The sequence below is a fragment of the Exiguobacterium sp. TNDT2 genome (assembly GCF_003331145.1).
Taxonomy (GTDB): domain Bacteria; phylum Bacillota; class Bacilli; order Exiguobacteriales; family Exiguobacteriaceae; genus Exiguobacterium.
Genome location: NZ_QLVE01000006.1, coordinates 20,333 through 36,375 on the forward strand (window position 1 = coordinate 20,333; position 16,043 = coordinate 36,375).

Below are 16,043 nucleotides of genomic sequence, written 5' to 3' on the forward strand. Positions count from 1 at the left end.
AGATGGCTTACCAACTACTCATCAACTTTTTCCTGGCGTTTATTTGGATGTTCTTCACGGGTACGTTCACGACGAGCGGATTTCTAATCGGCTATTTGCTCGGATTACTCGTCATCTTCATGATGCGCCGCTTCTTCAAAAACACGGATTTTTATTTCATCCGTGTGTTGAAACTGTTTAAACTGTTCTTGATTTTCTGTCGCGAGCTCGTCGTGGCCAACATCGAAGTGCTTCGGCTCGTCTTGAGCCCGAAACTAAAAATCCAACCAGGCATTTTTCGGTATCACACCGAACTCGATGCCGGTTGGAAAGTGAGTTGGCTATCGATGCTCATCACGCTGACACCGGGTACGCTTGTCGTCCAAGTGTCAGACGACAATAAGACGCTCTATATCCATGCGCTCCATATGCCGGATAAAGAGTCGCTCAAACGAGACATTTACGATAACTTTGAGTCGAACATCAAGGAGGCGACCAGCTAATGTTAAATATTATTATTTACGTCGCCCTCGCCATCCTCGTGCTCGCCATGCTCGGCATGCTGTACCGGGTCGTCAAAGGCCCGACGACGGCGGATCGCGTCATCGCCCTCGACTCGATCGGCATCGGGTTGATCTCGGTCGTGTCGTTGTTATCGATTTTGCTCGATACGACGATGTTCTTCGAGGTCATCCTCTTGCTCGGGATTTTAGCCTTTATCGGGACGGTGGCGTTCTCGAAATTCCTCGAGAAGGGAGAGATCATCCAACATGACCGCAACAATGATTTATGACATCTTGACCGGTGTCTTCACGATTATCGGGGTGTTCTTCACCGTCGTCGCGGCCATCGGCCTAATCCGGCTCCCGGATATCTATTCCCGTGCCCACGCCGCTTCGAAGAGCGCGACGCTTGGCGTCATGTTCGTCCTGTTCGCGGCGCTCCTGCACGTCTGGGTCGACCAGCGCATTTTTGACGCCCGGCTTCTGCTCGGATTGTTCTTCGTCTTGTTGACGGCACCAGTCGGTAGTCATTTGGTGGCCCGTGCGGCCCATTCTCAAGGTGTCCCGCTTTGGAAAAAATCGCTCCAAGACGCACTTAGAGAAGATAAAGATAAAGGAATCGAATGACGAAAGGCACTTCCATGTCGTATGGAAGTGCCTTTTTTAGATGAGAAACGACAAATCGGACGCTGACGTCGGATAGGCGAACTCCAAGTGTTTGATGTGTTGATGGGTGATATTGTTTTGTATAATGAACGAGAACAAGTTAATCAATTCCGGTGCATGTTGCCCAATCAAATGGGCCCCGAGCACATGGCCGTCCTTACTGAGCAGAATGCGGGAAAACGCCGTCGTGTCGTTGATCCGCTCATACGTCAAGAAATGGGACAAGTCGTTGTCTTTACACTCGTAGTCGATGCCGCGCGCTTTCGCCTCCTCGACCGTCAGTCCGACCTTGGCGATCGGCGGTGTCGTGAAGACGACCGTTGGGGCAGGGCGCTCCGGCAAAGGCCGCGTATTGTTTCGCAACAGATTGAGCGCGGCGATGCGACCTTCCTGCCCGGCGAACGGGGTGAGGGCCGGGTTGCGGCTCTTGGCGACGTCCCCAGCCGCATAGACGTTCTCATTCGTCGTCTGCAGGAACTCATTGACGAGGACGCCGCCGTGGTCGGCCTCGATACCGGCTGCGTCCAGGCGGAGCCGTTCGATGCTCGGAATTCGCCCGGTGGCGTTAAAGACGACGCCTTCGAGGGTAGAGTCATCTGATAACGTCAGCACGTTCCCATCTATCCGGACGGGCTCAATCCCGTAGCGGACATCGATGCCGATCCGAATTGTCTCATCGACAAGCCGTTTGACGACTTTGCGATCGAATGCCTTCAGCGACCGCGACCGGATGAGGAGGGTCACCTCACACCCGAAGCGGCGGAGGATATGGGCGAACTCGAACGCGATATAGCCGGCCCCGATGATGATGACGTGTTTTGGTAAGTCGTCGAGGTCGAAAACATCGTCGCTCGTGATAGCCAAGTCGCCACCTGGGATGTCGAGCGGTCTTGGGATGAGACCTGACGCGATCAGAAACTGATGCGCCGAAATCTCATGTCCTTCGATGACGATCGAGTCCTCATCGATGAAGTGGGGTTCTCCTTCGAACAAGTCGATGTGGTGCTCTTTCCAATGATGCATCTTCGTCGTCGGGACGGCGAAACGATACTCATCGACGCGGCGCTTAAAGGCATGCCAATCAAGCGTGAGCTCGCCGTGGACGCCGAGCGATTTCATCCGTTCCGCACGGGCGATGAGCTCTGCACCTTCCGCGAGCATCTTTTTCGGGTCACATCCGCGTTGCGGGCACGTCCCGCCAAACGTCCAATTCTCGACGATGGCAATTTGTTTACCGGCGTCGCATAATACGTTAGCGGCTTGGCTCGCTGCCGAGCCACTGCCGATGATGATGACATCGTACCGTTTCATAACTAAAACCCTCCCTCTGAGACTTCATCAAATTTTTCCCGTCTGGAAGGAACTTAAACTGAGGTGATTGAATTTGAGTCATTCTGACCACATTAAACATAAATTGGCGCTGCTCCCTGACGAGCCCGGCTGTTACTTGCATAAGAACGAGTACGGAGAGATCATTTACGTCGGGAAAGCGAAAAATCTGAAAAACCGGGTCCGGTCTTATTTTACCGGGGCGCATGACATCAAGACGATGCGCCTCGTCGCTGAGATTCGCGACTTTGAGTATATCGTCACGGCGAGCGAACTCGAGGCGCTTCTGCTCGAGATGACGCTCATCAAAAAGCATGACCCGAAATACAACATCCGTCTCAAAGACGACAAGTCGTACCCGTACATCAAGATCACGAACGAACCGTACCCGAGGTTACTCACGACGCGGAAGCTGAAGCGGGACGGCGGCTTTTATTTCGGCCCGTACCCGAACGCCTATGCCGCCAACGAGACGAAGCGGTTGCTCGATAAACTGTATCCGCTCCGGAAATGCCAACCGATGCCGCGCAAGCTCTGCTTGTATTACCACATCGGGCAGTGCCTCGGACCGTGTGAGCTCGCCATCGACACGGACGAGCAGAAAGCCATCGTTCAGGAGATTCGCCGTTTCCTGAATGGAGAGACGAGTGAGACGCTCGCCAAGCTCCAAGTCGATATGGGACGAGCGGCCGAAGACATGCAGTTCGAACGCGCTGCTGAGCTCCGTGACCAAATCCGGGCCGTCGAGTCGATTATGAACAAACAGAACATGATTACGGCCGACCCGACGGCGCGCGACGTCTTCGGCTATACGCTCGACCGCGGCTGGATGTGCGTTCAAGTGTTCTATATGCGGGGTGGCAAGATGATTGAGCGCGACGTGTCGCTGTTCCCGCTCCACGGCGAACCGTCCGAAGAGCTCGAGAGTTTCATCGTCCAGTTCTATGAGCAGAACGTGTTGCCGAAAGAAGTGCTCGTGCCTGAGATCGTCCGCATCGATCTGTTGAACGAAGCGATCGGGACGAAAGTGATGCAGCCGAAACGCGGGGCGAAGCGGCAACTGCTCGACTTGGCGACGAAAAATGCGGGCATCGCCTTGAACGAGAAGTTCGAGTTGCTCGCGAGGGACGAAGAGCGGACGCTCCTCGCCATGCGTGAGCTCGGTGAGGCGATCGGCATCCCGAACTTGTCGCGTGTCGACATCATCGATAACGCCAACATCCAAGGAGCTGACGCCGTCTCGGCACTCGTCGTCTTCGAAGACGGAAAGCCGCTCAAGAAAGAATATCGGAAATACAAGATTCGTACCGTCCAAGGACCGGACGACTATGAGACGATGCGAGAGGTCGTCCGTCGTCGCTTCCGCCGTCTGTTGACGGAAGAGAAACGTCTGCCGGACTTGCTGTTGATTGACGGGGGCATCGGGCAATTGAACGCGGCCCTCGACGTCCTGCAAAACGAGTTCGGGCTCGACTTGCCCGTCGGCTCGTTGAAAAAAGATGACCGTCACCGGACGAGCCAGCTCTTGTTCGGGGAGGGCGGCGGGGTCGTCGAACTGAATTCGCGCTCGAGCGCGTTCTATTTGCTCCAACGTATGCAAGACGAGGTCCACCGGTTCGCCATCACGTTCCACCGCAGCCTGCGGACGAAGAAGATGACGAAGTCGGTGCTCGACGACATCCCGGGCGTCGGGCCGAAGCGGCGTCAGCAGTTGATCCGTCATTTCGGGTCGATGAAACAAATTCGTCTCGCCTCGCTCGAACAGTTGAAGGAAGCAGGGCTACCGGAGAAGCTGGCCGAGACCGTTTTGCAATACGTCCATGAGGAGACGGACGAATGAAGATAAAACAAGAGCCGGTGCACTCACGCATCGGCTCTTCGTTATTCATACGTATCTTTTCGGTCTAGTTGGACGGTGATCTGGACAGCCTGGCGCGTCACATCGGCGTAGCCCTCGGCGACACATTGGAAACGACCGGCAATCTGTTCGGCTAAGAAACCAGCTTCGAGCTGGTGGTAGCCGGTTGCCTTTTCTTGGGTCGAAGGCGGAGGGACGAGTTCGAACAAGAATTTATTCCCTTTTTCTTTTAAGAGCGTCAATTGCCCCCATCCGGCCTCGATAAAGAAGGCGCTCAGTTCGTCATTCGTCATGATCGGGAATTTGCGTGCGACCCGTTTGCCCGACCAATAGATGACTTGGGCGTAATCGTCCCCGAGCAAATCCGTCAACACATAATCGCGAAGCAGTTCGATCGCGAAAGTGGGTTGGCTCATCGTTTCCATCTTCTTCCATCACTCCATTCTCTCTATACCATTATAACGACGATTCACCTTTTGGTCACCGGGTATTTTGCAAAAGAATGTGGCACAAATCGGTCGGGTTGTCTTGTCATACAAATTTCACAAGAGTAGAATAGGAGACAGAAAGCTATATTTGCATTTGAAAACGCTTTTATTTACAAAACGAGCCAAGGGCTCGTACAAAGGGGGAACTAGAATGGCAACGCGTCGTGACTATTTCAGTCGTAAAGTCCATTCGCTACTTGGGGTCATCCCAATCGGATTGTTTTTGATCGTTCACTTGTCGGTCAACTACTATATCGTCGATGGGGTGGAATCGTTCAACAAGGCAGCAAAATTTATGGGGAGCTTACCGTATTTGTACTTCCTTGAAGTGACGGTCATCGCCTTGCCGATGATTTTCCACGGGGTATACGGCGTGTACTACGCGTTTCTCGGTTCGATTAACACGAACCGTTACTCGTACGCCCGTAACTGGATGTACATGCTCCAACGCTTCACGGGCGTCTTCCTCGTCATCTTCATCGCATGGCACGTTTGGGAAACGCGCTTGGCGAAGTTGCGTGGCGTCGAGGTAAATGCGGAGATGATGCAAAACATCGTCGACAATCCGCTCATGCTCATCTTCTACATAGTCGGGATCCTCTCGGCTACGTTCCACTTCGCGAACGGTCTCTGGTCGTTTGCCATCACGTGGGGGATCACACAGTCGCCTCGTTCACAGCGCTTCATGAGCTATGTCTCAGGCGTCGTCTTCTTGGCACTATCTTTTGTCGGCATCCGTTCAATCTTGACGTTCGCGGGCATCTTGTAATTAGGGGGAAAAGTTCATGGCAAATCAAAGTTTGATCGTCATCGGTGGCGGTCTGGCTGGACTCATGGCGACAATCAAGTCGGCTGAGATGGGTGTTCCGGTAAAACTATTCTCGCTTGTACCGGTCAAGCGTTCACATTCAGTTTGTGCACAAGGCGGCATCAACGGTGCCGTCAACACGAAAGGGGAAGGGGATTCTCCTTGGCAACACTTTGATGACACGGTCTATGGGGGCGACTTCCTCGCCAACCAACCGCCGGTCCAAAAGATGGCGGAAGCGGCACCGAAGATCATCCACATGTTCGACCGCATGGGCGTCATGTTCAACCGGACGCCAGAAGGTCTTCTCGACTTCCGTCGTTTCGGCGGCACGCTCCATCACCGTACGGCTTACGCCGGTGCGACGACGGGGCAACAGCTCCTGTACGCACTAGACGAGCAGGTTCGTCGCTACGAGGCGCAAGGGCTCGTCGAGAAATATGAGGGCTGGGAGTTCCTCCGGGCCATCATCGATGAAGCAGGTGTGTGCCGTGGTGCGGTCTGTCAGGATTTGCGCTCGATGGAAATTAAAGCGTTCCCATCGGACGCGGTCATCCTCGCGACAGGCGGCCCAGGTGTCATCTTCGGTAAGTCGACCAACTCGGTCATCAACACCGGCCAAGCGGCTGGAGCGGTCTATCGTCAAGGGGCGGTGTACGCGAACGGTGAGTTCATCCAAATCCACCCGACGGCGATCCCGGGGGACGACAAGCTTCGTCTCATGAGTGAGTCGGCACGCGGTGAGGGTGGACGCGTTTGGACGTATAAAGACGGCAAACCATGGTACTTCCTTGAAGAGAAGTATCCGGCTTACGGGAACCTCGTGCCGCGTGATATCGCGACGCGTGAAATTTTCGATGTCTGCGTCAACCAAAAGCTCGGCGTCAACGGCGAGAACATGGTGTACCTCGATTTGTCGCATAAAGACTCGAAAGAGCTCGACATCAAGCTCGGCGGGATCCTTGAGATTTACGAGAAGTTCGTCGGCGACGATCCACGAAAAGTCCCGATGAAGATCTTCCCGGCCGTTCACTATTCGATGGGCGGACTCTGGGTCGACTACGATCAGATGACAAACATCCCAGGCTTGTTCGCAGCCGGTGAGTGCGATTACTCGATGCACGGTGCGAACCGTCTCGGGGCCAACTCGCTCCTCTCAGCCGTATACGGCGGGATGGAAGCCGGTCCATCGGCCGTTCACTACATGCGCGGTCTCGACCAGGCGACAGAGAGCGTGCCAGAAGCGCTCTTCAACTTCAACGAACGTGAAGAAATCGAGCGGTTCAACGATATCCTCGCGATGGACGGTACGGAAAACGCGTATCAAATCCACCGTGAGCTCGGTGAACTCATGACCGACAACGTCACGGTCGTTCGTTACAACGACAAGCTCGAAGCGACGGATCTCAAACTCCGTGAGCTTCGTGAACGCTATCACAACATCTCCGCGACCGATACGGCCCGCTGGAGCAACCAAGGGGCATCGTTCATCCGACAACTCGACCACATGCTCGACCTCGCGCGCGTCATCACGCTTGGCGCTTTGAAACGCGACGAGAGCCGTGGCGCTCATTACAAACCGGACTTCCCGGAACGTGATGACGACAAGTTCATGAAGACGACGATGGCACGTTATGACAATGGGGAAGTCGATATCTCGTACGAAGAAATCGACGTTTCGTTAATCCCGCCACGTAAACGGGATTACTCGAAGAAAGGGGCGAAGACGAAATGACGACGCCGATGCAAGCAGATCAAAAAGACATTCGTTTTATCATTGAACGTCAGGACGGTCCGGATCAACCGACCTACACGGAAGAGTTCACCGTCCCGTACCGTCCGAATATGAACGTCATCTCGGCGCTGATGGAAATCCGCCGGAACCCGGTCAATGCGAACGGGGACAAGACGACACCGATCAACTGGGATATGAACTGTCTCGAGGAAGTGTGTGGTGCTTGTTCGATGATCATCAACGGCAAGCCGCGCCAGTCGTGTACGGCGCTCGTCGACAAGCTCGAGCAACCGATCCGACTGGCTCCAATGAAGACGTTCCCGGTCATTCGCGACCTTCAAGTCGACCGTCAGCGTATGTTCGACGCGTTGAAAAAAGTGAAGGCATGGGTTCCGATTGACGGGACGTACGATCTCGGACCAGGACCACGGATGCCAGAGAACAAACGTCAATGGGCGTATGAACTATCGAAATGTATGACGTGTGGTGTCTGCCTCGAGGCGTGCCCGAACGTCAACGACAAGTCGAGCTTCATCGGACCGGCCGCAATCTCACAAGTCCGCCTCTTCAATTCGCATCCGACTGGCGCCTTCCACGCAGAAGACCGTCTCGAAGCGCTCATGGAAGACGGCGGCCTCGCACAGTGCGGAAACGCACAAAACTGTGTCGAGGTTTGTCCGAAAGGCATCCCGCTCACGACGTCAATCGCCGCGATGAACCGTCAAACGACGCTTCACTCGTTTAAATCGTTCTTCGGAAGCGACAAAGGCCGCACCGGTTCTGCGGTCGAGGCGTAAGGGCTGCAGATGACGAAGTACTTCCGGGAAGCCGATTGGGAAACACGTGTCAGAGCAGGGGTCGCGCTAGATGTCAAAGTCCGATTCTCAGAGTGCGACCCGTACGGTCATATGAACAATACGATTCCGTTCATCTATTTCGAGGACGCGCGAATCGAGTTGCTTGAAGCGACAGGATTTTCGTTGAAAGACGGGTTCGTCGTCGTGGCGGATGCCCAGTGTGACTACGTCCGCCAGGTGATGCCGCGCCAATCGATCAAGGTGTATGCCAATGTCTTGACGGTCGGAAACACTTCATGTGATATTCATTACGGGGCATATGATGGAGACCAGCTTATGTTCGCGGGGCGCACGAGTCTCGTGCACTTGTCAAAAACCGGTCGTCCGACCGAATGGACTCCAGAATATAAAAATCGCTTGCAGAATTATTGCGAATCCGCTATCATTTGATAATGAGTTCACAAACAATTATTCGGCAGGTCCGCCTGTAGAATTGAAATTTGAAGGGAGACTATCACGTCATGGAAAAAACGTTCACAGTCGTTGCAGATTCAGGAATTCACGCTCGTCCAGCTACACAGTTGGTTAACACAGCTTCTAAGTTCCAATCAGATATCAACCTTGAGTACAACGGTAAGACAGTAAACCTCAAGTCAATCATGGGTGTTCTTTCACTCGGAATCGCTAAAGATTCTACAATCAAAATCACTGCAGCTGGTGACGATGCAGAAGAAGCGGTTAACACGCTTTCTGACATGCTCACAAGCGAAGGTCTTGCTCAGTAATTGAGCGACGGACGAGGCGGCCAATCGGCTACCTCGTCTTTTTTGTTTGTCACGAGACCGTTTCTTTTTCAGAATCGGCTTTTTTGGTAAGATAGATGGGAATGGAAGTGATGATCATGAAACGAGCGATTGGAGTACTCGATTCAGGAGTTGGCGGTTTGACGGTGGTCAAAGAACTGATGCGCCAACTACCGAAAGAAGAAATTATCTATATCGGCGACACGGAACGGTGCCCGTATGGCCCGCGTCCGCACGATGAGATTGAAGCCTATACGTGGGAACTGATCGAGTTCCTGTTAAGTAAAAATGTGAAGATGATCGTCATCGCCTGCAACACGGCGACGGCGGTCGTCTTGAAAGAAGCTCGCAAACGCCTCAATATCCCGGTCATCGGCGTCATCGACCCGGGGGCCCGGGCGGCCGTCAAAGGGACGCGCAACAAGCATATCGGTGTCATCGGCACGAAGATGACGATCGAGAGCGACTCGTACGAGACGGCGCTCCGGCACGTGGCCGGCGAAATCGATGTGTATTCGCTCGCTTGTCCGCCGTTCGTCCCGCTCGTCGAAGCCGGAGAACTCGACGGGGAACGCGTCCGCGATATCGTCGCTGAGACGATCCGCCCGCTCCAGTCGTCCGCGATGGACACGCTCATTCTCGGCTGTACACACTATCCGCTGCTCGCACCGGTCATTCAAGACGTCGTCGGACCTGACGTCCATTTGATCTCATCCGGTGACGAGACGGCGCTCGAAGTGGCCGCGATTTTGGATTTCAAAGAGCTCGAGAATGATTTGGACACGGTCCCGGTGCACCGGTTTTATGCGACCGGGGACGTCGTCATCTTTGACCGTTTGGCGACAGAGTGGCTCGGTCAACCCGTGCGAGCGGAGAAAGTAGAGGTGTCTGGTGTCGATGCGTAACGAAAGACAACAGGACGAGCTCCGGCCCGTCGAGATCGTTCCCCATGTGAATAAACATGCGGAAGGGTCGGTCCTCATCTCGATCGGGGACACGAAAGTCATCTGTACGGCGACCGTCGAAGAACGCGTCCCGAACTTCTTGCGCGGCAAGAAGCAAGGCTGGATTAACGCCGAGTACGCCATGCTCCCACGTGCGACCGGTAACCGTACGGTCCGCGAATCGGTCCGCGGCAAACAATCGGGCCGGACGATGGAGATTCAACGGTTAATCTCGCGGTCGCTCCGTTCGGTCGTCGATTTGGAACGGCTCGGTGAACGGACGATTTGGATTGACTGTGACGTCATCCAAGCGGACGGTGGCACGCGCACGGCCTCGATTACGGGCGGCTTCTGTGCCCTCGTCCTCGCGGTCGACGCACTCATCCGCCAAGGCAAGCTCGACGACACGCCGATCAAAGAAGGCGTCGCCGCTATCTCGGTCGGACGGACCGATGAGCTGCTTCTCGACTTGAACTACGAAGAAGACGCCGCGGCCGAGGTCGACATGAACGTCGTCATGACGGCGAGCGGACGTTTCGTCGAAGTGCAAGGCACGGGGGAAGAAGCGACGTTCACGTTGCTCGAGATGAACGAGATGCTCCACATGGCCCAAAATGGAATCGAGACGCTGTTCAAAGCGGCCGAAGACGCGCTCGGTGCCTCCTGGTGGTATGTCGGGGAACAATTGGAGGAAACGACATGAAACTCATCGTCGCAACACGCAATCAAGGAAAAGTCGCAGAAATCGAAGGGATGCTCACGCCGCTCGGCTTCGAAGTCGAATCGCTCTTGGATTACCCGGACGCACCGGAGACGGACGAGACGGGTACGACGTTCGAAGCGAACGCCGAGCTGAAGGCGACCGAGGCGGCCCGCTATTTCGGCCACGCCGTCCTCGCGGATGATTCAGGGCTCGAAGTCGACGCGCTCGATGGGGCGCCCGGTGTCTATTCGGCCCGCTTCGCCGGACCGGAGAAGTCGGACGAGGCGAACAACGCGCTTCTTCTCGAGAAGTTGAACGGGGCGACCGACCGGACGGCACGCTTTATTTGTGCCCTCTGTCTGGCCAAACCAACCGGAGAGACGTTGACGGTACGCGGTACGATTGAAGGGACGATCGGCTACGCGCCGCACGGGGAGAATGGTTTCGGTTACGACCCGCTCTTCATCGTCCCGTCGCTTCATAAGACGGCGGCAGAACTTGAACGCGACGAAAAGGCGGCGGTCAGTCACCGCGGTCAAGCACTACGAAAGTTAGAGGCAGAAATTATTCCGTTTATGGAGGGGTGACCTGTATGCGTTTTCTCGTAGTCAGTGACAGTCACGGATTGACAGAAGAACTAGCGATCATCTTCAACCGGCACGAACAAGAAATCGATGACGCGTTCCATTGTGGGGATTCCCAGCTCGCGCTCGTCGATGAACATCTGCTCCCGTATCGTACGGTGCGGGGTAATTGCGACTTCGGCGGCGACTTGCCGCTCGAGCGAATCGAGGAGACGGCTGAAGGGACGATTCTCATCGTCCACGGGCATCACCACGACGTGAAGTACGACTTGAACCGGTTGCGTTACCGGGCTGAAGAGGTCGGGGCGAACGTCGTTTTGTTCGGCCACTCGCACGTCGCCGGAGCATTGATTGAGGACGGGGTGCTCTATGTGAACCCGGGCTCGATTCGGATGCCGCGTGGACGGAGTGACAAGACGTATGTACTGATGGATCTCGAGAACGGACAGGCCACGGTCCGCTTTTATCGGTCAGAGGACGGTTCGGCCGTCGAGGATCTCGATGTGAGCGGAAAGCTGTGACGGAATGAAAAGAAGGAATTGACAGCAAACCATTTTTCTATTATAGTTTTCTTGTCAATGTCCCAATAGCTCAGCTGGATAGAGCAACGCCCTTCAAGACAAATAGGAGCCTTTATAGGGAAACAGAAACCTATAGAGTGGACGACACTATATCGGTGAAGCCTTAACAGATCATGCTGATGGTAATACCGAGGAAACTTATTTCCTTTCGAGGACAAGACGGTTCGAAGGACTAAAGGTCATCCTTTAGAGGTAGAGCCGTTGAAGGAGCAGTTTGCTCGTGAGGTTCCGTAGAGACTACACGTGTCGCACCTGAAACGGTGAAGATATAGTCCAGACTACAAACAACACACGTTGGTGGCGAAAGCCATGGTGGTAAGCTAAGGCGTCGGTCGGGGGTTCGAATCCCTCTTGGGACACTTCCATTTAAAATAGAGATAGCCTCCACGGAGGTTGTCTCTTTTTTCGTTTTTCGGGGTATTGATTGACAACGAATCGATTCCTAAAGGAAGATGAAGAGGAGTGGAAAGGGTGTGGGGAGATGGCAAAAGAGCAAGCGTACCCGTTTCCAGGGAACCGGTCGCGGCTTCAGAAGATGATTCAAGAGGCAGACGCGGCCGGGGAACGGCAACGGGTCGAACCGATTCTATGGGATTGGTATGCGGCAGTGCCCGGCGATTCATTTATTTTCATGGAAATATTCCAATGTCTGATGGAGCGTCCGGAAGAACCGGAGACGGTGGAGAAACTCGAAGAGCTCGTCACGACACAGATTCATGAAGCAGAAGAACCTGCAACCGGGGGGCTTCAAATCGCCCAGTATTACATCATGCGTGACCAACCGTTCGAGGCGGCCCATTGGATCAATCTCTATCTTGAGTGGCAAGAAAAGACCGACCACGTCAACACGCAAGCCCATCAAGTGCTGCAAGTGTTGAAGTTGACCGAGTTCCCGGCTGCGATCGCCAAAGTGAAGCGGATCTTACATCTAGGCGGAATCGGCGAGCAAATCGAGACGCTCGAACACGTTCATTTCAATATCGATGACGTCCTCGACAACGTCTTGAAAGAGCTCCTCGTCGCGGAACGGCCGAAGTTGATGAAGTTGATCGTGCTCCAAAAAGCGTTCGACGAGTTGCCGGTCATCGAATGGACGGACCTCGGGACACGGCATCGCTTGACGCAAGACGAGGCGACCGTGCATACGCAAGCGTGGGAAGCGATGACCAATCAATTGCAGCGGGTCGTGTATGGTGACGAGATCGCGACGCAGCTGCTCATGAACTACATGTATACGCACTACCCGTTCACACCGCGAGAAGCGTCTGACGTGGAGGCGGCGATCGGGCAGGCGAAAACGGCCATCTTGCAACATGAGGAAACGGACGGCCTCGCCGCGGAAATCCTTGAGGCGGACATGCGTTTCACCGAGGCGTTTCTAGACTAAATCCTTGTGTGCAGTCGCCGGATTTATGCTATAATACGGATTGTTGTACATTCTTGTACGTATAAACGAATTGTTGGAGGGACTTAGCATGACAGCAAAATGGGAAAAAACATCAGGTAGCCAAGGCGTACTCACGTACGAAGCACCTGCAGAAGCTTTTGATAAAGCAGTCGACGCCGCATTCAAAGATGTCGTCAAAACTTTGAACGTGCCTGGCTTCCGTAAAGGGAAATTGCCACGCCCAATGTTCAACAAAATGTACGGAGAAGAAGCACTCTATCAAGATGCGCTCGACATCCTCTACCGTGACACAGTTCAAGGTGCGGTCGAAGAAGCTGGTTTCGAACCAATCGCTCTCGAAAACATCGATGTAGACGGCACGCTCGAAAAAGGCCAACCTGTAACGTTCAAAGTAACGTTCGTTGTTGAGCCAGAAGCTGAGCTTGGCGAATACAAAGGTCTCGAGTACGAAGCTGTTGAAACAACAGTCACTGACGAAGAAGTTACAGCTGAACTTGACGCGCTTCAACAGCAAGGCGCAGAGCTTGCTGTCAAAGAAGGCGCAATCGAAAACGGCGATACAGCTGTCTTTGATTTCGCAGGTTTCGCTGACGGAGAGCAATTCGAAGGCGGCACGGCTGAAAACTACACGCTCGAAATCGGTTCAGGACAATTCATCCCTGGATTCGAAGAGCAAATGGTCGGCATGACGGCTGGCGAAGAGAAAGACGTTGAAGTAACATTCCCTGAAGAGTACCACGCTGACAACTTGGCGGGTAAACCAGCGACATTCAAAGTCAAACTTCACGAAGTCAAAGCGAAGCAAGTTCCTGAACTCGACGATGAGTTCGCAAAAGACATCGACGAGTCAGTCTCATCACTCGACGAGTTGAAAGCGAAAATCCGTGAGCGTTTAGAAACTGCGAAGAAACAAGAAGCGGACGGCACGATGCGCGACCAACTCGTCGAGCAAGCAACTGCGAACGCGACAATCGACGTACCTGCAGTACTCGTTGACCAAGAAGTAGACCGTATGGTTCAAGAGTTCGGCACGCGTGTGTCTTCACAAGGAATCGACCTCAACATGTACTTCGAACTCACTGGTACTTCTGAAGAAGCGATGCGCGAAGAGATGAAAGAGCAAGCTGAAGAGCGCGTTAAAGCTCGTCTCGTCTTGAAAGCAATCGCTGAGAAAGAAGCGATCGAAGTGTCTGACGAAGATGCTGAGAAAGAACTCGAAGAAATGTCTAAACTTTACAACATCGCACCGGATCAACTCCGCACGATGCTCGCGCCACAAGGCGGAATCGAGACACTCAAAGGTGACCTCAAATTCCGTAAAGCGATCGACGTTCTCGTTGAAAACGGGAAAGCGAAGTAATCGGATGACAGAAGGACGGCTGCCGAGCAGTCGTCCTTTTTTTCGTCACGACACTTTGCATGTGTTTATCTTTGATGAAGTGATTTGTTCATGCTACAATTATTGCAACGCAGAGATGTAAATGTCTTTTCACGGTGCAGGCGCACCTGGAAATACAAATAGGCGATTTATCGCACTTACATCCATTTCCATTCAGAAGGGGTGTACCGAATGTTCAAATTTAACGAGGAAAAGGGGCAACTCAAGTGCTCGTTTTGCGGAAAATCGCAAGAACAAGTCCGTAAATTAGTCGCCGGTCCTGGCGTATACATTTGTGACGAATGTATCGAACTTTGCAATGAAATCGTCGAGGAAGAGCTCGGTGTGGAGGAAGAAGTCGAATTTAAAGACATTCCAAAACCACAAGAGATCCGTAACATTCTAGACGATTACGTCATTGGCCAAGACCGCGCCAAACGTGCGCTTTCAGTAGCTGTCTATAACCACTATAAACGTATCAACGCCGGTGGCCGTTCTGATGATGTCGAACTTTCGAAGTCGAACATCGTCATGATCGGACCAACAGGTAGCGGGAAGACGCTTCTCGCTCAGACGATGGCTCGCGTCTTGAACGTCCCGTTCGCCATCGCGGACGCGACGAGCTTGACGGAAGCCGGTTACGTCGGGGAAGACGTCGAGAACATCTTGCTCAAGCTCATTCAATCGGCTGACTACGATGTCGAGAAGGCTGAAAAAGGGATTATCTATATCGATGAAATCGATAAGATTGCCCGTAAGTCGGAAAACCCATCGATTACGCGTGACGTATCGGGTGAAGGCGTTCAGCAGGCACTTCTTAAAATTTTGGAAGGTACGGTCGCAAGCGTACCGCCGCAAGGTGGACGGAAGCATCCGCATCAAGAGTTCATCCAAATCGATACGACGAACATCCTGTTCATCGTCGGCGGCGCGTTCGCTGGCATCGAAGCGGTCGTCAAACGCCGTATCGGGAAGAAAGTCATCGGATTTGGGAACGACCAAGAAAACCGCGAGTTGACGCAAGAAGACTTGCTCGCCCGCGCGCTTCCGGAAGACCTTCAGAAATTCGGTTTGATTCCGGAATTTATCGGTCGCTTACCGGTCATGGCGACGCTCACGACGCTTGACGAGGAAGCACTCGTCGAGATTTTGACGAAGCCGAAGAACGCCCTCGTTCGTCAGTACGAGAAGATGCTCGAACTCGACGATGTCGAACTCTCGTTCACAGAAGAGGCGTTGGTTGAAATCGCCAAACTTGCGATTAAACGCAAGACAGGCGCACGCGGTCTCCGCTCGATTATCGAAGAAATGATGCTCGATGTGATGTTCACTGTCCCATCGCGCGACGATATCGAGAAAGTCATCATCACGGATGAAACGATTACGGGTCTTGCCGGTCCGAAATACGTGCTTCGCGATGGCACTGTCGAACAGACAGGCGACAATAAAGAGACAGCATAATTTTAACGAAAAAGGCTC

18 protein-coding genes are annotated in these 16,043 nt (G+C 53.6%); 16 read left to right on the top strand and 2 right to left on the bottom strand.

Going from position 1 to position 16,043, the window contains the following annotated elements; all coding sequences use genetic code 11:
• Positions 1–2: 2 nt before the first annotated feature.
• The 3 genes from DPV68_RS05210 to mnhG are packed head-to-tail and all read left to right on the top strand — an operon-like array spanning position 3 to position 1,109.
• Positions 3–482, top strand: a complete 480-nt coding sequence (locus DPV68_RS05210; RefSeq protein WP_114165744.1) for a Na+/H+ antiporter subunit E — start codon at positions 3–5, stop codon at positions 480–482.
• Complete coding sequence (locus tag DPV68_RS05215) at positions 482–772, top strand: Na(+)/H(+) antiporter subunit F1 (RefSeq protein ID WP_114165745.1); 291 nt, start codon at positions 482–484, stop codon at positions 770–772. Before DPV68_RS05210 ends, DPV68_RS05215 begins: the two co-directional genes overlap by 1 nt.
• Positions 750–1,109 (top strand): monovalent cation/H(+) antiporter subunit G, encoded by a 360-nt coding sequence (gene mnhG / locus DPV68_RS05220; RefSeq protein WP_034776781.1) that lies wholly within the window; start codon positions 750–752, stop codon positions 1,107–1,109. Before DPV68_RS05215 ends, mnhG begins: the two co-directional genes overlap by 23 nt.
• 36 nt (positions 1,110–1,145) lie before the next feature.
• Here mnhG and DPV68_RS05225 read toward each other — a convergent pair whose 3' ends face one another.
• On the bottom strand, positions 1,146–2,459 hold the full coding sequence (locus DPV68_RS05225) for a dihydrolipoyl dehydrogenase family protein (protein WP_114165746.1): 1,314 nt from the start codon (positions 2,457–2,459) through the stop codon (positions 1,146–1,148).
• A 73-nt stretch (positions 2,460–2,532) separates the two neighbouring features.
• Here DPV68_RS05225 and uvrC point away from each other — a divergent pair, with 73 nt between their 5' ends.
• Entirely contained in the window at positions 2,533–4,317 is a 1,785-nt protein-coding gene (gene uvrC, locus DPV68_RS05230; protein ID WP_114165747.1) for an excinuclease ABC subunit UvrC, read from the top strand.
• 41 nt (positions 4,318–4,358) lie between these two features.
• Here the strand turns inward: uvrC and DPV68_RS05235 are convergent, their stop codons facing one another.
• Positions 4,359–4,751 (bottom strand): YslB family protein, encoded by a 393-nt coding sequence (locus DPV68_RS05235; protein WP_232819512.1) that lies wholly within the window; start codon positions 4,749–4,751, stop codon positions 4,359–4,361.
• A 223-nt stretch (positions 4,752–4,974) separates the two neighbouring features.
• On the opposite strand from DPV68_RS05235, the gene DPV68_RS05240 reads away from it, so the two are divergent.
• From DPV68_RS05240 to clpX, 12 genes are all read left to right on the top strand, one after another.
• A complete protein-coding gene (locus DPV68_RS05240) occupies positions 4,975–5,592 on the top strand; it encodes a succinate dehydrogenase cytochrome b558 subunit (RefSeq protein WP_114165749.1) in 618 nt (205 codons plus the stop codon).
• Positions 5,593–5,608: 16 nt separating this feature from the next.
• The gene (gene sdhA, locus DPV68_RS05245; RefSeq protein ID WP_114165750.1) at positions 5,609–7,366 is read left to right on the top strand and encodes a succinate dehydrogenase flavoprotein subunit; all 1,758 of its coding nucleotides are present in this window, start codon (positions 5,609–5,611) and stop codon (positions 7,364–7,366) included.
• A gap of 8 nt (positions 7,367–7,374) precedes the next feature.
• Positions 7,375–8,163 (top strand): succinate dehydrogenase iron-sulfur subunit, encoded by a 789-nt coding sequence (sdhB, locus tag DPV68_RS05250; protein ID WP_198662245.1) that lies wholly within the window; start codon positions 7,375–7,377, stop codon positions 8,161–8,163.
• Positions 8,164–8,172: 9 nt separating this feature from the next.
• The gene (locus tag DPV68_RS05255; RefSeq protein WP_114165752.1) at positions 8,173–8,613 is read left to right on the top strand and encodes an acyl-CoA thioesterase; all 441 of its coding nucleotides are present in this window, start codon (positions 8,173–8,175) and stop codon (positions 8,611–8,613) included.
• A 71-nt stretch (positions 8,614–8,684) separates the two neighbouring features.
• Entirely contained in the window at positions 8,685–8,948 is a 264-nt protein-coding gene (locus DPV68_RS05260) for a phosphocarrier protein HPr (protein ID WP_021066838.1), read from the top strand.
• Between the two features lie 116 nt (positions 8,949–9,064).
• A complete protein-coding gene (gene racE / locus DPV68_RS05265; protein ID WP_114165838.1) occupies positions 9,065–9,871 on the top strand; it encodes a glutamate racemase in 807 nt (268 codons plus the stop codon).
• The gene (gene rph / locus DPV68_RS05270; RefSeq protein WP_114165753.1) at positions 9,864–10,613 is read left to right on the top strand and encodes a ribonuclease PH; all 750 of its coding nucleotides are present in this window, start codon (positions 9,864–9,866) and stop codon (positions 10,611–10,613) included. The genes racE and rph overlap by 8 nt, the downstream gene beginning before the upstream one ends.
• Positions 10,610–11,200 carry an XTP/dITP diphosphatase gene (locus tag DPV68_RS05275; RefSeq protein WP_114165754.1) on the top strand — a complete coding sequence of 197 codons (591 nt, stop codon included), beginning with the start codon at positions 10,610–10,612 and terminating at the stop codon, positions 11,198–11,200. The genes rph and DPV68_RS05275 overlap by 4 nt, the downstream gene beginning before the upstream one ends.
• Before the next feature lie 5 nt (positions 11,201–11,205).
• A complete protein-coding gene (locus DPV68_RS05280; protein ID WP_114165755.1) occupies positions 11,206–11,718 on the top strand; it encodes a metallophosphoesterase family protein in 513 nt (170 codons plus the stop codon).
• 541 nt (positions 11,719–12,259) lie between these two features.
• A complete protein-coding gene (locus DPV68_RS05285) occupies positions 12,260–13,165 on the top strand; it encodes a hypothetical protein (protein ID WP_114165756.1) in 906 nt (301 codons plus the stop codon).
• Between the two features lie 88 nt (positions 13,166–13,253).
• Complete coding sequence (tig, locus tag DPV68_RS05290; RefSeq protein WP_114165757.1) at positions 13,254–14,546, top strand: trigger factor; 1,293 nt, start codon at positions 13,254–13,256, stop codon at positions 14,544–14,546.
• A 210-nt stretch (positions 14,547–14,756) separates the two neighbouring features.
• On the top strand, positions 14,757–16,025 hold the full coding sequence (clpX, locus tag DPV68_RS05295; RefSeq protein WP_114165758.1) for an ATP-dependent protease ATP-binding subunit ClpX: 1,269 nt from the start codon (positions 14,757–14,759) through the stop codon (positions 16,023–16,025).
• Positions 16,026–16,043: the final 18 nt, after the last annotated feature.